Genomic DNA, 15,613 nt, shown 5'->3' with positions numbered 1-15,613 from the left:
TGCCGTCTTCTGCTCTCGCAGTTGATAGGCGTCAGTTTGGTCAACACAAACCCCATGGACCGCCCTTGTCGCGTACACCCACCATAACCTCTTGATACTGGCGTACGGTCAACACCAAAAGGTGCCACACCCGCACCACGCTCCGAACAGAGGCGGGTTCGCAAAACGAAAGCCCAGAGACCCCATCGGTCTCTGGGCTTGATGTGTAAGGGAGCCAGCGACAGGAATCGAACCCGCAACCCAGTGATTACAAATCACTTGCTCTACCGTTGAGCCACGCTGGCACGCTCGGCGCTTGGCGGCGCATATGCACCCCCGCACGAAGCTTCTATAGGATACTGAATGACGGTGCAAGCGGCAAGCAGCGAAGCGCAACCGAGCCGTTCTGCACACGAGCCCACAACCTAATCGAGATACCTGAAACGATATCGCGGGTTTGCCGCCGAGAAGTCTAGGTAGAACACATTAACTGCCTGCGCCTCGTCATCAACGGCGTAATACATGGTAAACGGCGTATCGGGAATCGGCAGTCGCCTGCAGGGGATCGGAGGCTGCGCCGCCGCGTACTCCGGATCATATGCAGCGCCAAGGTATGGGTAGCTCTCCAGCAACTCGCGATACGCCTCAATGCGCTCAAAAACGCGTTCTGACGTAACATGCTCATCGATAAAGTCGAGGACGCTGTTTGCGAAATAGACGCGATACGCCATACGCTACCAGCCTTTTTTCTCTCGGAGCGCAGCGAGCGCCTCACGAGCCGGCGTAACCCTCCCCGCGCAATAATCCTCATAGCCCCGAAGCACGCCGTCATAGACGCGCATCTCACGCTCACGCGCTTCTGCACGGAAAGACATCGCCTGCTCAAATGCGTCGGGGTCCATGATGACGGCGCATGCCTTACCATTTTTGGTGAGATAGCAAGGTTGCTGAGACTCATGGAGCTCGGCGAGCAACGTATTAGGCGAACGATTGAAATCAGTAAGCGCAGCTGTTTTGGACATCGCGACCTCCCTGCCGATACAACCCGGATCTTGTCGTCGCCGTCCATTCTAGCAGATAATTACATGCTAATAACCTGCTATCCGCGCAGGCTGTCGCGGAGCGCCGCCAGCTTAGAGAGAGAATCCCCGCCGAGTCTACTGCCGAGGGTGAGCTTGATATCGGGCGCCGCCTCTGCTTCCGCCACATCGGCATCAACCTGCTTGACCTCGCCCACAAACATACGCGCCGAGATGCGCGTGACGCCCTTGCCCATGACCGTCGCCTGGATCGTGCCGTCGCTCGTGACGACCGAGCAGGCGCGACCATGCTCACGAGCGTCAGTGCACAGGCGCTGGATGATGGTGTCGGCCGAGACCCCCGTGGGCGAAAACTCGATGCGCACCCCCGCCTGCGGGAGATTCGGACGGTCGGGGTTCACGTTGCCCGCACCATCGAACACGATCACCGGCTCGTAGCGCCCCTGCGCAAAAGCGGCCACATCCGCGATGAGCGAGGTGCGCGCCGCGTCGTAGACATCGCGCGAATAGGGATCGTCCGAGCGGTCGAAGATAAGGCGCTCGTAGCGCGGGTCGGCATGAATGACGTTGTAACCATCGACCACCAGGAGCTCCTTTTGGCCGCGCGCGTTGGTGCCGCGCGCCGGCTCAGCCACCTCGCCAAACGCCGCCGAGAAGGCGTTGCCGACCCCAAAGGTGCTCGCCGAGACAAGAGGCTTTGCCGAGCCCTCGCCAAAGCGTTTTGCCTTGGCCTTCGCACGGTTCTTCTTGGACATGGGCTACTCCCCCGCCCCTGCCGCGGCAATCTCGCGGCCCTGGTCGGAGACTGCAGCACCGGCGTCGCCGAGCTCGGCGATGTTCACGCGGAGCCATTCGTAGGCGAGCGCCGTGGTTGCCTGCGCCACGTTCAGGCTCTCGGTCACCCCGCGCTGCGGCAAGCGCGTGAGGTCATCGCAGGTCTCGAGCACCAGGCGCGAGATGCCCTCGCCCTCAGACCCCATCACAAGAGCGATGCGCCCGGTAAGCGACGACTCCCAGCAGGACCCTTCGGCATGCTCGCTCGCGCCGACACACCAAAAGCCCGCCTGCTTGAGATCCTCAAGCGCACGAGCGATGTTGGGCACGCGCGCGATGGGCAGGTGCATGACAGCGCCGGCGGAGGTCTTATAGGTAGCAACCGTCACCTCGGCCGCGCGCTTGTTGGCAATGACCACGCCCGCGGCGCCCACGACCTCGGCCGTGCGCACAATGGCGCCAAAGTTGCCGGCATCGGTCACGTGGTCGAGCACCACCACGAGCGCGGGGCCCTCGCCCGCGCGCGCAACGATATCGGCAAGCTCAGCGTACGGGAAGGCGCCAACCTCAAGCGCGATACCCTGATGCGCACCGTGTGCGGAGATGGCGTCGAGCTCGGCGCGGGGACGAGTGATAACGGGCACGCCGGCCGCATGCAGGTAGTCAACAAGCTGCACCAGCGCGGCATCTTTGCCCTCACCCTCGGCCACGAGCGCACGCTTGACGGGAAAGCCGGCACGCAGCGCCTCCGTTACAGCCCGGCGCCCCTCAATATAAGCGCCCACTACCTGAGAATTTCCCACACGCCTCCGCTTATCAGTGTTGCCACGTTTTGCCATATCCGCCCCGTTCATTCTCTCGCTCAGCTCAAACAGACAAACTTGCCTCGCCCAGCCATTCCAAAAATAGTACTTCATTCTCTTGCTTTTGATCCTCGGCCGCACAGAACATCATGTACGTCGGTATTCTCAATCCGCTCTCATCTTGCGACAGAGCCTTCGGATGAACGATGAACGAATCACCGACACGTCTGCCGAAACGCCTCTTGAATTCGCCATATGAAATCGCTGAATGGTTTTCTTGAGAGTCGCCTCGTAAACAGGGAATCTATCTAGTAAGACAGCATGCTTTTTCAAAAGTACGCAGTTTACCGTAGCTCCCATATTCCAATAATACGCAGTTTACTGGATGCTGGTTTTTGATAATACGCACTCTAGTTAGATGATACTGGTTGCCCATGAATGCGAAGCCAGTCCCCAGCTCCAGCAGCACCTTCGTCACATTCTCGACCATCTGCGTCTCTATATCGCGCTCGGATCGGCTCTGCTCGGCCGTAATGAAATCGAAGATGAATGGGTCCTTAAGCGCCTGCTGCGCGAGCTCGCTCTCTGACTCGGGAAGCGTACGGCTGAAGTTGTTCACGATACCGGACAGCGCCTGGCGCTCGTAGAGATGTGATTCAATCTGATGGATGAGTACAGCATGTGACCAACCGTTCTCTATTGATGCCTGTGCGTACCAAAGTCGCTGCTTCACACCCTTCACCTTGTCCATCAGCGCGATATTGTGCGACCAATCATGACCACCCACTAGCGGGTGGTCTGCTCTTAGGGTATAACCCTATGGCCCCAGGCCAGGGGCTCAAGTCCCTGGCCTGAACCGCCGTTCAGGCCCGATGGCCCCTTGACTCGTGGCGGGCCGGTCGAACATGAGCGGCGAGCTCCTCCCCTTCAGGCAGCCCATGAAGCCCGAGGCGCCGATCTTGGGCGGGATGCTCACAAGCATGTGCACGTGGTCGGGCATCAGGTGCCCCTCTATTACCTTCCCCTCGGGGCCGGCGACCTGAACAATCACCATTGAAACGCTCACTTCGTGAAAAAGAGTCTTTCGACTATTGGTCGCTATTGGCTTGATCGCATTCATCAGCACTTGGTAAGGCTTTATTCACGACAGCGGCAAATACGACCTTGCAGGGAATAGTTGACCATAGGCCCTGATGCTAGGAGAACGTATGAAAGCCGCTGTTGTATATTGCTCGCAAACGGGATCGACAAAGACGTACGCTGACTGGATGGCCGAAGAGCTGAGTTGCACGCCTGAACCGCTTGATCGCATCGAGGCGGTTGCCACGGATGCCGAACTCGTAGTGTTTGCCAGCTGGTTCCATGCGGCGAGCATCAAGGGCGCCAAGCGTTTCCAAGCGTACATGGCGAAGCATCCCGAGAAGCGCTATGCCGTAATCGCGGTGGGTGCAACGCCCATGCCGTGCGACCTGTGGCCTGCGAGCGAGCACGAGGAGGCGTTCCGTCGCTCCTTCCCCGCAGATAGCTACCCCGATCTGCCGTGGGTGTACTGCCGCGGTGGATTCCACTTCGAGCGGCTCGGCGTGATGGATAAAATCGCCATGCGCATCTACTTCAAAATGCTCGAAGACGAGATCGCGCGCGGCAACGAGCGCGAGAAGATCTCGCTCGCGGGCATGCACGAGGGCTTCGATGGCTGCAATCGCTCGTACTTGGAGCCGTTGCTCGAGCAGCTGGGCTGCGGAGATAACAGGCGACTATCGTAAGGCAACCCGATTCTGCGCAACCCTATCGCTCTGCAGCGCCATCTACGCCAATCGACGATACTTCGTCCCCCTCGCTACGCCAATTGTCTCAGCCACGCCAAGGGAAACGAGGCGTTGAAGAATCCTCGTAAGCTTCAACCTGCTGAAATCGACTCCTTCCAGCAACTCCCCGCCGCCATGGGTCGTGCGGTACTACGTAGGTCGTACACGCGTTGCTGGTCATCCGTGAGCCCGATATCGCTTTTCACGAGGGGAAACACCACCGGTTACGCATAAAAGTACGCAAGAAAAAGCCCCGAGCAATTAAACCTACTAGGCCTTTCAATCGCCACACAGCCCCTCCGAATTAGTGAAAAGATAAAAACTCTCTGAAAGGGGTTTCGTCATGTAACGGGAAGCTGTGCAAACGCTGTTTGCACAAATGCCCCGTTCGTCTCGCATGCGAACTCGAAATTGCTTAGTCCATATGCAAAAGCCGCCCTTTCCTCGGGGAAAGAGCGGCTCGTATTCCTGCAGAAAAAGCAGTCGCCGAGATTACGCGTGCTTGATGCGGCTACCAGCGGCGGTGTCCTCAATCACGAGCCCCATGTCACGCAGCTGGTCGCGGATGGCGTCGGCCACGTCCCAGTTCTTGGCAGCACGGGCCTCGGCGCGGGCGGCGAGAATCTGCTCGGCCGCCTCGGCAACGTCGTCGCCCGTGTAGGCGCAAAGCCCTGCGGCCACGCCGAGGAGTCCCACCGGCAGCTCCTCCTCCGGCTCGGGAAGCTCAATACCCAGGATTTTGAACGCGCCGGCAATGCTCGCCGCGGCGCCCGTTGCCACGTCTACATCAACTGCGGAGCCCGCCTGATCAAGGTAGGTATTGGCGTCGGTCACCAGCTGGAAGTACGCCGCGAGCGCGCCCGCGGTGTTGAAGTCGTCGTTCATCTGGCGCTCGAACTCCGCCTTTGCGGCATCGACCGCTGCCTCGAGCGAAGCTCCGAGCTCAGCGTCTGCCACGCCTTCGGCATGGTGCGCAGCCCACACCAAGTTCTTGACGGTGCCGGCGATGCGCGCCAGCGAGTTCTCGGCACCGGCAAGGCGCTCCCAGCTAAAGTCGAGCGGCGAGCGATAATGCGTCTGCAGCATGAGCAGGCGCAGGGCAGCCGCGGAGTGCTTCTCGAGCACCTCCTCGAGCGTAAAGAAGTTGCCGAGCGACTTGCTCATCTTCTCGCCGTCGACGAGCAGCATGCCCGTATGCATCCACGTGTTGGCAAAGCCCTCGTGCCAGGCGCAGGTGGCTTGGGCGCACTCGTTCTCGTGGTGCGGGAAGGCAAGGTCGGACCCGCCGCCGTGGATGTCGATCGGGCAGCCCAGGTAACGGTGCACCATGGCGGCGCACTCGGTGTGCCAGCCCGGGCGCCCCTCGCCCCACGGGCTCTTCCAACTCGGCTCGCCGGGCTTGGCGGCCTTCCAAAGCGCAAAGTCCAGCGGGTCGCGCTTGGCCTCGCCCGCGGCGATGCGCGCGCCCACCATAAGGTCGTCAACCTTGCGACCGGACACCTCGCCATACGCGGGATCGCTTCGCACCGCAAAGTACACGTCGCCGTTATCGGCCGCATAGGCATGTCCGCCCTCAATGAGCGTCTTGATCATGCCAATCATAGGGCCGATTTCCTTGGTGGCACGCGGGCGCACATCGGGGTCCATCACGTTGGCCGCATGCATGACGTCGATGAACTTCTTCGAGAACTCCTCGGCCACCTCGGCGGCGGTGCGTCCCTGCTCGTTGGCGCGATTGATGATCTTGTCGTCCACGTCGGTCAGGTTCTGGGCAAACGTCACTTCAAAGCCCGACGCGATGAGCCAGCGGCGAATCACGTCAAAGGAGATGAACGTGCGTGCGTTGCCGATGTGGATGTTGTCGTAGACCGTCGGGCCGCACACGTACATACGGACCTTGCCCTCTTCGATGGGGGCGAACTCCTCTTTTTTGTGCGTGGCCGAGTTGTAGATAAGCATGAGATCTCCTCGCGTTGCCTCGCCCGTGATGCTGGCGCGGGTTTGCCGCGACGGCAGGGCGCGATACTGCTCGATTATACGCGACCGGGCCCGGAAAGACCGGGCCCGGCACACAAGAGTGAACAATCTGACGTTCTGAGGGATAGCGTCTAGTCGCTGTTTGCACGCCAGAGGTCGACGAGCTCCTTAGCTGCCGCATGCGGGTCATCGGCGCCCGCCACGGCGGACACCACAAAGAAGCCCTCCACACCGGTTGCTGCAAGTGCGGGGATGTCGGCCGCCTTGACGCCGCCGCCCACCACGATGGGGCGCGGGCTCACCTGGTGGAGTTCGGCGAGCTCGGCAAGACTACGGGTGATCACATGCCCGTCGTCGTCAAGACCGCAGTCGGGCTTGGTAGCCGTCTCGTGCAGGGGGCCCACGCCAAAGTAATCCACCGCCGAGACATCGGCCGTCTCGATATAGTGACGCATCTCATGCGCGGCGGCAGAGAGCCCCACCACCGCATCCTCGCCGAGGAACTTCCGGCAAATCTCGGGCGGAATATCAGACTGCCCCACATGAACACCGTCCACCTTGACGCCCATCTCGCGCGCAGCGAGTGCCACATCGAGCCGGTCATCGATGAGCAGAGGCACGGTGTCGGACTTGCCGGCAGCGGCAATGGCATCTGCCACGCGGCGCGCGCAGTCGATCATCTCGCGCGCGCCCGCCACCTTGGAACGCACCTGGATGATGGTGAAGCCGGCGTCGAGCGCTTGAGCCACCACCTCTTCCACAGGGCGACCGCAGGTGTTCTCGGGCCCTAATACCAGATATGCCGAGATATCCAGGTTGTCACGTATGCTCATAGCGCACTCCCCTATGCCTTGCAGGCGCACGCGCCGGCGCCGTTCGCCGCGGCCTCATCGGAGCCCGCGCCGTCCAGAATCTCGTCCACCACGCGCACCTTGCGCTCCATCATGTTCTCAAAGCCGGGGCGGATATCGGCCTTGAGCACCACCTCGGTGCGGATGCCGCGCTCCGCGAGCACAAAGGTCGCGTCGCGCACGGTGCGCATCACATCGTCCCACTCGCCCTCGATCTCGGTGAACATGGAGTTGGTGCGACAGGAAAGGCCGCTTTCGCGGATGACACGGATAACCTCCGCCACGTACTCCTTCAGCTCGTCACCCACGCCCACCGGCGCGATGGCCACGGCAACCAGCGCGTTCATTTATGCCTCCTCGATCTCAAAGGTGTGGTGTGCGATGTCCTCGGGCGTGGCGAGGTAGAGCTCGTCCAGAAACGCCACCTGGAAGCTTGCCGGCGCGTTTACCCGTGCACCGGCGCGCTCGCCTGCAACGTTGTAGACGCCCACCGCCGCAAGCGCCGCCGCAAGCGGGGTCTCCGCACATGCGGCATACACGGCGCACACGCCGCCCAGGCTGCAGCCGGAGCCCGTGATCTTGGCCATGAAGTGCGAGCCACCGTGGCTCAAGACCACAGTCTCACCATCGGTCACCAAGTCAGTCTCACCCGAAACCGCCACAGCGCCGCCCGTGTAACGCGCAATAGCGACTGCGGCGGCGCGGGCCGCGTCGACCTCCTGCGTGGAGTCGACGCCGCGCACGGCCGCGCCCGCATCAGCGCGCTCAAGCCCCCACACGTCAGCCAAGGTAATCACCTCGGACGCATTGCCGCGCACGATAGTGGGCTTATAGGGCTTGAAGTCGGCAAGAAGCTGAGTGCGGAGCTTACCCATGCCCACGGCGACAGGATCGACCACCCACGGCTTGTTGAGCTCGTGCAGGCGCTTAGCCGTAGCGGGCAGGGTATCTGCGTAAACGGGCAGAAGCGTGCCTACGTTGATGTACACGGCACCGCCCATCTCGGCCATCGCCTCGCCCTCGTCGGGCAGATAGACCATAGCCGCCGAACCACCCACGGCAATCTGAGCGTTCGCCACAAAGTTGATGGTCACCGTGTTGGTGATAGACGGCGCCACCGGGCACGTCTCGCGTACCTTCTGCGCCGCGCGCGCCACCTGTGCTTCCAGCGTTTCTTTCTCGATCATCGAAGATCCTTTCCGGAGCAACGAAAAAGGCGCCCACCCGAGGTTTCACGCGTTGCCTTCCGCTGATGCCCGCAGACGGCAACGCCCCCAGGGAGCGCCTTGTGTTCGCGTCCATGCTCCCTACGACAGCATTACCTGACAGGTTCGAAGGGTTGGGCAGAACGCCCTCTCAACTCGGCATGCGCTTCCGCGCGCCGGGTACCCCTGCATCGATGTCTATGATAGTGCGCGCGGCGTCATCTGGGCGCGGCAATCAAAACGTTTTCTTACGCGTTTTTGTGCACGTTTTGACCCCGTCCCCAAATGTGCAGCTATGCGTGGTCAAGCAGACATACGGCCCATGCGCCAATGCCGGCGCCCTCGCCCTCCCAGCCGAGGCGCTCGGTGGTAGTGGCCTTCACGCCTACGTGTTCGACGGAGACGCCAAGGGCGCGCGCCAGGTTCTCGCGCATTGCCTCGCGATGCGGGCCAATCTTGGGCTCCTGGGCGGCGATAGTGCAGTCCGCATCCACAAAGGTATAGCCGCGTTCACGGGCATAGGCCATCACACGGCCGAGCAACACGAGCGAATCCGCCCCCTCATAAGCCGGGTCATCATCGGGAAAGAGCTTGCCGATGTCGCCCCCGCGGCACGCGCCGAGAATCGCGTCGGCGAGGGCATGGGCGAGCACATCGGCATCGGAGTGGCCCAGAAGCCCCTTGTTGTGCGGAATATCGACACCGCCGATGATGCAACGGCGGCCCTCCACCAGACGATGCACGTCGTATCCGTGTCCTATGCTCAGCACGGCAATCCTCCTTTTAGTTTGTGCGCGCCCGCAGCAGCGCCTCCACCAGCGGCAGGTCCTCGGGAACGGTCACCTTGATGTTGTCGCGCGGCGCCTCGACGCCCACAACGACCCCGCCCACATGCTCCACCACAGAAGCGTCGTCCGTTCCCTCAAAACCGTCCGCCGCTGCGTGCTCGATAGCCTGCACAAGCGCGTGGGTGCGAAACACCTGCGGCGTCTGCACGCACCAGAAGCGCGAGCGCGGCGGGGTGTCGACAAAGCGGGTGCCCACCTCCTGCTCTTCGACCGTCTTCAACGTGTCGATGGCGGCCTGTCCGCAGACCACGCCGTCGCGGCGCGGGTCGCGTAGAAGCTCTGCCACCGCCACATCGATGGTTGCCGGGCTGATAAGCGGTCGAGCGGCGTCGTGGATGGCAATAACGTCATATCCCGCAGGAACGGCTGCAACGCCCGAGACAGTTGAATCTTGCCGCTCGGCACCCGCGTCCGCAAAGGCAACCGGCGTCGCAAGCGGATAGGGGTCGATAGCGGCCTCGCGCATCTCTTGGCGGCGCGCGGGTTGGCAGACGATGACGATATGGCCGATCGTACGTGCGCGGTCAAACGCCGCGAGCGTCCAAGCGATGAGCGGTCTATCCGCCGCTTCGACCAAAAGCTTGCCGCCGGGGTTGCCAAAGCGCGTGCCCGAACCCCCGGCAACAATCACCGCACAGGCGACGCCCTCCCGCACGCCGTCACACGCGCACGACGCGGCGCCATCCGTCACGGGAGCGGTGCCGACGCCCTCCATCAGGCGTTCCCCCGCTTGCCCTGGATGCGGTAGAGCGAGTCAGCCAGAATCGTCGGGTTGTTAACGCCAATGTCCACCAGGCGCTCGGGGTTGGTGCGGATATCGTCCATGAGGTCTTGGAGCGACCCGTACTCGTCGACGATGCGCTCGGCCACACCGTCGCGCACGACCGAGACCTGGGAGAGCGTGCGCAGTCCCAGAGGCGTCATGACCGAATCCTCGTCGAGGTCGTCGTAGCCCAGCGCCTCGGCCACGCGCTGCGGGTTGGTGAGGTCGCGCGGGGTCATGTCGGCAAACTTCTCGCGGATGCGGCGTGCATTCTCCTCCGAGGAGTCGCGCGCGTAGTCGCGGATCATAAGGTCGTACTCGTTGTCGATGGACTCGCCGGCGAGCTGCTCAAGCTGCATGCGCACGATCTTGCCCTGCGTGCCGAGCTTGACGATGCAGCGCTTGAGCTCGGCCTTGGACTGCTGGAGAATCTCAAAGCTCGAGAAGATATCGGTGATGTCGGCGAGCGTCACGTAGTCGTCGAGCTCAAGGCCCGTCAGGTGCAGAAGCTTGCGGTCGAGCTGGGTGCGTGTGGTCTGCAGCGTCGAGACGAGCTGGTTCACCGAGCTCATAATCTCGGGTACGGTCTGAATCTGATAGCTCTTGCCGTGCACGTAGACGTTTACCACGGCGCGGCGGGACGAGACCGAGATCACAATTGCGTCGGTCAGCACGCTCATGCGGGCGGCCGTGCGGTGGCGCATGCCCGTCTCGCTCGTAGCGAGCGACGGGTCGGGGTTAAGATGGAAGTTTGCGCGCAGAATCTGGGTCACGTCACCGTCGATGACGATAGCGCCATCCATCTTGGAGAGCTCAAAGAGACGGTTACTCGTAAACGAGATGTTTAAGGGAAAACCGTCGTTGCCGGCGGCAAGCACGCTCTCCTCGTCGCCCACGCAGATAAGGGCGCCGAGGTGGCCGGCAATAATCATGTCGAGGGCGGCGCGGATGGGCTGCCCCGGGGCGGTCAGGCGAATCGCCTCGTCCATACGCTTGTTGAGCTCTTCTTTATCCAACGTGCTACTCCCATCTCATACGTAAAACATCACAGTTACCCATATTGTCGCATGAAAACGCCCCCGGCCGAAACGGCACGAGGGCGTTTTATCGAAAAGTTTTATCGGGATCCGGCGCCCGTCTGAACGGCGCCACCGGAGCCACCGGCTGCAAGTGCAGGAGCACCGCCGCCGGAGCGCGGCGCGGGCTCAAAGCTCGCCCCAAGCGCACCCCTCTCGCGCGGGGCGGGAATCTCACCCGTGCCATGGGTGAACACAAACGCATCGTCCACCACATCGCAAACGACCGTGTCGCCGGCTCCCCACTCGCCCGCCAGGAGCTCCTCGGAGAGCGGGTCCTCAATGAGGCGCTGGATGGCGCGGCGCAAGGGGCGCGCGCCGTTGGTGAGGTCGGTGCCCTCGGAGACGATCTTGGCGATGGCCGCATCGGTGAGACGGATGTTCATGCCGTTTGCGATGAGACGCTGGCGCAGGTCGTCGACAAGGAGCTCGGCAATCTTGGTCAGGCTCTCACCCGTGAGCTTCTGGAAGACCACGATGTCGTCTACGCGGTTCAAGAACTCGGGACGGAACAGGCGCTTGAGCTCGCCCATCGCCCTGCTCTTGATCTCGCCCGAGCTGAGCCCCGCCTCACCTGTGGTGCCAAAGCCCACGCTCGAGGTGGCGGCAATCTCGCGCGCGCCCACGTTAGAGGTCATGATGATGACCGTGTTGCGGAAGTCGACCGTCTTGCCCTGGCCGTCGGTCAGGCGCCCCTCGTCAAGCACCTGCAGAAGGATGTTGAAGATATCCGGGTGCGCCTTCTCAATCTCGTCGAAGAGCACGACCGAGTACGGGTGCCGGCGCACGGCCTTGGTGAGCTGGCCGCCCTCCTCGTGGCCCACGTAGCCCGGAGGCGAGCCGATGAGCTTGGAGACCTCGTACTCGCTCGCAAACTCGCTCATGTCGAAGCTGATGAGCGCGTCCTTGCTGCCAAAGAGGTACTCGGCGAGGGTCTTGGCGAGCTCGGTCTTACCTGTGCCCGTGGGGCCGAGGAAGATGAACGAGCCGCCGGGACGGCGCGGGTCCTTGAGCGGCGAGCGGCTGCGGCGGATGGCCTTCGCCACGGCGGCGACGGCCTCGTCCTGACCGATGATGCGCGTCTTGAGGACGCTCTCGCACTGCAAAAGGCGACGGCTCTCGTCCTCGGTGAGCGACGAGACGGGCACGCCGGAGGTAGCGGACACGATGTCGGCAATCTCGGCCACATCGATGGTAAGCGGGCTCGCGTCCATCTCGGCCGTCCAAGCGGCACGCGCCTCAGAAAGGGCAATCTCGGCCGTCCTCTGCTCCTCTTTGAGCTCGGCGGCGCGGTTCATGTCGTCATGCTCGGTGGCATCCTCCGCCTGACTCGCAAGCTCGGTCACGCGCGCCTCGGCGGCGCGGACGTCCTCGGGAGCGCGGTTCTTGGCGATACGCGCGCGAGCACCCGCCTCGTCAATAAGGTCGATTGCCTTATCGGGCAGGTAGCGGTCCTGGATGTAGCGGGCCGATAGGCTCGCGGCGGCCTCGATGGCAGCACGCGTGTAGCGCACGTGATGGTGCTCCTCGTAGCGGCTCTGGAGCGCCTCCAGGATCTTGATGGTGTCCTCGACGCTCGGCTCGGGAATATCGATCGTTTGGAAGCGACGCTCAAACGCCGGGTCCTTGGTGAGGTACTTGCGGTACTCCTCGGCCGTGGTGGCGCCGATGATCTGGAAGGAGCCGCGCGCGAGCACGGGCTTGAGCATCGAGCTCGCGTCGATGGAGCCCTCAGCGGAACCGGCACCGATGAGAGTGTGCATCTCGTCGATGAAGAGGATGGCGTCGTCGGCGTCGGTCGCCTCCTGGATGACGCCCTTCAGGCGCTCCTCAAACTCACCGCGGTACTTGGCGCCCGCCACAAGACCGGGCAGGTCGAGCGACCAGATATTCTGGTTCATAAGGTTCTCGGGCACGTTGCCGGCAGCAATCTCCTGCGCGAGGCCCTCGACGATGGCGGTCTTGCCCACACCGGGGTCGCCTAAGATGAGCGGGTTGTTCTTGGTGCGACGGGAGAGGATCTCCATCATGCGCGAGATCTCGCTCTCGCGGCCGATGACGGGGTCGAGCCCGCCCTCGCGCGCCTTCTCGGTGAGGTTCGTTGCGTAGCGTTTGAGCGCCGAGGCCTCCTCGTCGCCCTTGCCCTGGGCGGCCGTACCCGAGAAGAACGGGAGCCCCGCCCCGGGCCTGCCGGCGCCGGCGCCCGCCATGGGGCGCTTGCCGCTCTGGTCCTTGGCCGTGAGCTTCTCGACCGCCTGGCGAACGGACGCCGCCGTGACGCCAAGGCGCATGAGCAGATCCATACCGCGGCACTGCGCCTCGTCAATCATGCCGAGGAGCAGGTGCTCGGTGGAGACGTAGGTCTGGTTGTTCTCGCGCGCGATGCGGAAGGCGCGCTCCATAACAGAGATGACCAGCGGCGTGAAGGCGAGCTTCTGGCGCGATGCGGCAGCCGCCGGCTCGGGGGCGTCCTCAGCCTGAGTCGCCTCGGCATCGGCCTTGTCCGAAGCATCCGAAGCATCCGCGGCATCCGCAGCCCCTTCGGGACCGTCCACAACCGTGTCGACCGTGCCCGCGGGCTCCCCCTCGGGCACGCCCTTCGTTGTCGAGGAGCTCTTGAGTTCCTCGAGAATCTCGTCGTAGGCAATATCGAGCGAGCGCAGTGCCTCGGCAGCAATGCCCTCGTCTTCTTTTGCGAGCGCGAGCAGCAGGTGCTCGGTTCCAACCTTGGTGGTATCGAGAGCGAGCGCCTCCTGCTTGGCGATCGCCATGACGCGCCGTGCGCGATCGGTGAATCTATCCAGCATAGGTACCTTCTTTTACGTGCGGGACCGGTCCGCGCAGCGCGGACGGACCCGATATGCCCTATCACTCGTAGTTGAACGTCTGCTGTGTACCCAGAGTTGAGGAATCATAACCTATTCTGTGGCAATTGAGCAAATAGACACGCATCTCATACGGCAGCGCCACTATAAGAGCGCCGCAGTTGTCAACGCGCTCCGCTACAATGTGCCCATATCTCACCTCGGCAGAAAGGCCGGCATGTCGCACCTCAATCGCACCCCCTCGCGCCACCATCTCATCACACGCGCCCGCCTGCGCGCAACGGCGCTTCTCTGCGCGCTCAGCCTTGCGCTCTCGGCGCTCTCCCCCGTCTGCGCTGCAGCGCTCACCGATCCCGCCATCGCCGCCGCGTCCGCACTGGTTGTGGAGCCCGCAAGCGGCACCGTCCTCTACGAGGTCGCCGCCGACGAGACGCGCTATCCCGCCTCCACCACCAAGATCATGACGGCGCTCGTGGTGCTCGAGAACGCCGACCTCGCCCAGCAGGTCACGGTCGAGGAGGCGGATTTTGACCACGTCACCGCCGACAGCTCGGTCGCCGGTTTCAAGCCCGGCGAGGTGCTCACCATCGAGCAGCTGCTCTATGGCCTTATGCTCCCCAGCGGCAACGACGCGTCCTACATCCTCGCCCGCGCCGTGGGCGGCAGCGTCGACGGCTTTGTCCAGATGATGAACGACCGCGCCGCAGCGCTCGGCTGCACCGGCACGCACTTTGCCAACCCCTGCGGTCTGCACGATGACGCCCATTACACGACCGCGCGCGACCTCATGCGCATCACGCAGGCGGCCATGGAGAACCCCACGTTTGCCCAGATCGTGGCCACGCCCTCCTACGAGATGCCCGCGACCAACGTGCAGGACGCGCGGACGCTGCGTAACTCCAACCTGCTTCTCAACAGCGCCTCCGAGGTCTACTACGCTCCGGCGCGCGGCATCAAGACCGGCAACACCACCGAGGCCGGCCGCTGCCTTGTCGCCGCAGCAAACCAGAACGACATCACGCTTTACTCGATTGTGCTCGGCTGCGAGGACGCCGAGATTCCCGCGAGCCTCACCGAGACAAAGCGTCTTTTTGAGTGGGCCTATGCCGAGTGGTCGGTGCAGGAAATCGTCGCCGCAGATACCCCGGTGGAAACCGTTGACGTTACCGACGCGCATCAAGACGAGCAGCTCGGCATCGAGACGGCCGGCGGCCTCTCCAAGCTCCTGCCGGCAGATACCGACCCGGCAGCCATTACCGTCACCTACGACCTGCCCGAGGAGTTCGTTGCGCCGTATGAAGAGGGTGACGAGCTCGGCAAGGCAACCTATACCCTTGACGGCGAGGTCTTGGGCGAGGTCTCGCTCGTTGCCGCCAACGACGTGGAGCTCTCCGCCCTCGCGCAGATCCGCAACACCGCCCTCGGCATCATCCAAAACCCGCTCACCTGGTGTGTGGCGGGCGGCATCGTCGGCCTTGTTGTTGTCTCGCTCATCGTGCGCGCCATCGTGAAGCACCGCCGCGCGGCGCAGGGTGACGCTGGCAGCACCCCGACCGACGGGCCCCAGATTCCCCGCGGGGCGCACTTCAAATAAGCCTCGGCCCCTACGGAGCAATCCTCAGCCCCGTCGCCTGTCGTTCGAACACGCCCGACGACCCTTCCCC

Annotated in this window: 15 protein-coding genes, 1 tRNA gene, 1 pseudogene and 1 riboswitch; of the genes and pseudogenes, 2 read left to right on the top strand and 15 right to left on the bottom strand. The window is 63.0% G+C overall.

Annotated features, from left to right (window positions below):
* Positions 1 to 212: 212 nt before the first annotated feature.
* The 7 genes and pseudogenes from B5F89_RS05705 to B5F89_RS05675 all read right to left on the bottom strand — a co-directional run.
* Positions 213 to 284 (bottom strand) — tRNA-Thr (locus B5F89_RS05705).
* Between the two features lie 120 nt (positions 285 to 404).
* Complete coding sequence (locus B5F89_RS05700) at positions 405 to 710, bottom strand: hypothetical protein (protein WP_087430829.1); 306 nt, start codon at positions 708 to 710, stop codon at positions 405 to 407.
* 3 nt (positions 711 to 713) lie between these two features.
* Positions 714 to 1,001, bottom strand: a complete 288-nt coding sequence (locus B5F89_RS05695; protein ID WP_087430828.1) for a type II toxin-antitoxin system Phd/YefM family antitoxin — start codon at positions 999 to 1,001, stop codon at positions 714 to 716.
* Positions 1,002 to 1,078: 77 nt separating this feature from the next.
* Positions 1,079 to 1,774: an NYN domain-containing protein gene (locus tag B5F89_RS05690; RefSeq protein WP_087430827.1), complete on the bottom strand. Its 696-nt coding sequence runs from the start codon at positions 1,772 to 1,774 to the stop codon at positions 1,079 to 1,081.
* A gap of 3 nt (positions 1,775 to 1,777) precedes the next feature.
* Entirely contained in the window at positions 1,778 to 2,632 is an 855-nt protein-coding gene (gene rlmB / locus B5F89_RS05685; protein WP_239286687.1) for a 23S rRNA (guanosine(2251)-2'-O)-methyltransferase RlmB, read from the bottom strand.
* 268 nt (positions 2,633 to 2,900) lie between these two features.
* The gene (locus tag B5F89_RS05680) at positions 2,901 to 3,383 is read right to left on the bottom strand and encodes a PDDEXK nuclease domain-containing protein (RefSeq protein WP_255375163.1); all 483 of its coding nucleotides are present in this window, start codon (positions 3,381 to 3,383) and stop codon (positions 2,901 to 2,903) included.
* A 102-nt stretch (positions 3,384 to 3,485) separates the two neighbouring features.
* Positions 3,486 to 3,614 (bottom strand): annotated as a pseudogene (locus tag B5F89_RS05675) (transposase); the annotation flags it as partial.
* 190 nt (positions 3,615 to 3,804) lie between these two features.
* Here B5F89_RS05675 and B5F89_RS05670 point away from each other — a divergent pair.
* Positions 3,805 to 4,362: a flavodoxin domain-containing protein gene (locus B5F89_RS05670; protein ID WP_158098425.1), complete on the top strand. Its 558-nt coding sequence runs from the start codon at positions 3,805 to 3,807 to the stop codon at positions 4,360 to 4,362.
* 534 nt (positions 4,363 to 4,896) lie between these two features.
* On the opposite strand, the gene cysS is transcribed toward B5F89_RS05670, so the two are convergent.
* From cysS to B5F89_RS05630, 8 genes are all read right to left on the bottom strand, one after another.
* Complete coding sequence (cysS, locus tag B5F89_RS05665; RefSeq protein ID WP_087430824.1) at positions 4,897 to 6,363, bottom strand: cysteine--tRNA ligase; 1,467 nt, start codon at positions 6,361 to 6,363, stop codon at positions 4,897 to 4,899.
* 149 nt (positions 6,364 to 6,512) lie between these two features.
* Positions 6,513 to 7,214: a thiamine phosphate synthase gene (locus B5F89_RS05660; RefSeq protein WP_087430823.1), complete on the bottom strand. Its 702-nt coding sequence runs from the start codon at positions 7,212 to 7,214 to the stop codon at positions 6,513 to 6,515.
* Between the two features lie 11 nt (positions 7,215 to 7,225).
* Positions 7,226 to 7,579 carry an MTH1187 family thiamine-binding protein gene (locus B5F89_RS05655; RefSeq protein WP_087430822.1) on the bottom strand — a complete coding sequence of 118 codons (354 nt, stop codon included), beginning with the start codon at positions 7,577 to 7,579 and terminating at the stop codon, positions 7,226 to 7,228.
* Positions 7,580 to 8,419: a hydroxyethylthiazole kinase gene (thiM, locus tag B5F89_RS05650; RefSeq protein WP_087430821.1), complete on the bottom strand. Its 840-nt coding sequence runs from the start codon at positions 8,417 to 8,419 to the stop codon at positions 7,580 to 7,582.
* A gap of 100 nt (positions 8,420 to 8,519) precedes the next feature.
* Positions 8,520 to 8,635, bottom strand: a riboswitch (TPP riboswitch).
* A 95-nt stretch (positions 8,636 to 8,730) separates the two neighbouring features.
* The gene (ispF, locus tag B5F89_RS05645) at positions 8,731 to 9,207 is read right to left on the bottom strand and encodes a 2-C-methyl-D-erythritol 2,4-cyclodiphosphate synthase (RefSeq protein WP_087430820.1); all 477 of its coding nucleotides are present in this window, start codon (positions 9,205 to 9,207) and stop codon (positions 8,731 to 8,733) included.
* A 13-nt stretch (positions 9,208 to 9,220) separates the two neighbouring features.
* Positions 9,221 to 10,000 carry a 2-C-methyl-D-erythritol 4-phosphate cytidylyltransferase gene (ispD, locus tag B5F89_RS05640; RefSeq protein WP_204230590.1) on the bottom strand — a complete coding sequence of 260 codons (780 nt, stop codon included), beginning with the start codon at positions 9,998 to 10,000 and terminating at the stop codon, positions 9,221 to 9,223.
* Positions 10,000 to 11,064, bottom strand: coding sequence for a DNA integrity scanning diadenylate cyclase DisA (disA, locus tag B5F89_RS05635; RefSeq protein ID WP_087430819.1), 1,065 nt, complete (start codon positions 11,062 to 11,064; stop codon positions 10,000 to 10,002). Before disA ends, ispD begins: the two co-directional genes overlap by 1 nt.
* 101 nt (positions 11,065 to 11,165) lie before the next feature.
* Positions 11,166 to 13,931 (bottom strand): ATP-dependent Clp protease ATP-binding subunit, encoded by a 2,766-nt coding sequence (locus tag B5F89_RS05630; RefSeq protein WP_087430818.1) that lies wholly within the window; start codon positions 13,929 to 13,931, stop codon positions 11,166 to 11,168.
* Between the two features lie 235 nt (positions 13,932 to 14,166).
* On the opposite strand from B5F89_RS05630, the gene B5F89_RS05625 reads away from it, so the two are divergent.
* Positions 14,167 to 15,543, top strand: a complete 1,377-nt coding sequence (locus B5F89_RS05625; protein WP_087430817.1) for a D-alanyl-D-alanine carboxypeptidase family protein — start codon at positions 14,167 to 14,169, stop codon at positions 15,541 to 15,543.
* Positions 15,544 to 15,613: the final 70 nt, after the last annotated feature.

Origin of the sequence: Collinsella sp. An307, assembly GCF_002161805.1 — a bacterium.
In the GTDB taxonomy this organism is placed as follows: Bacteria; Actinomycetota; Coriobacteriia; order Coriobacteriales; family Coriobacteriaceae; genus Coprousia.
The sequence above is the reverse complement of the archived record's forward strand: the minus strand, read 5'-3'. Positions and strand labels throughout refer to the sequence as shown.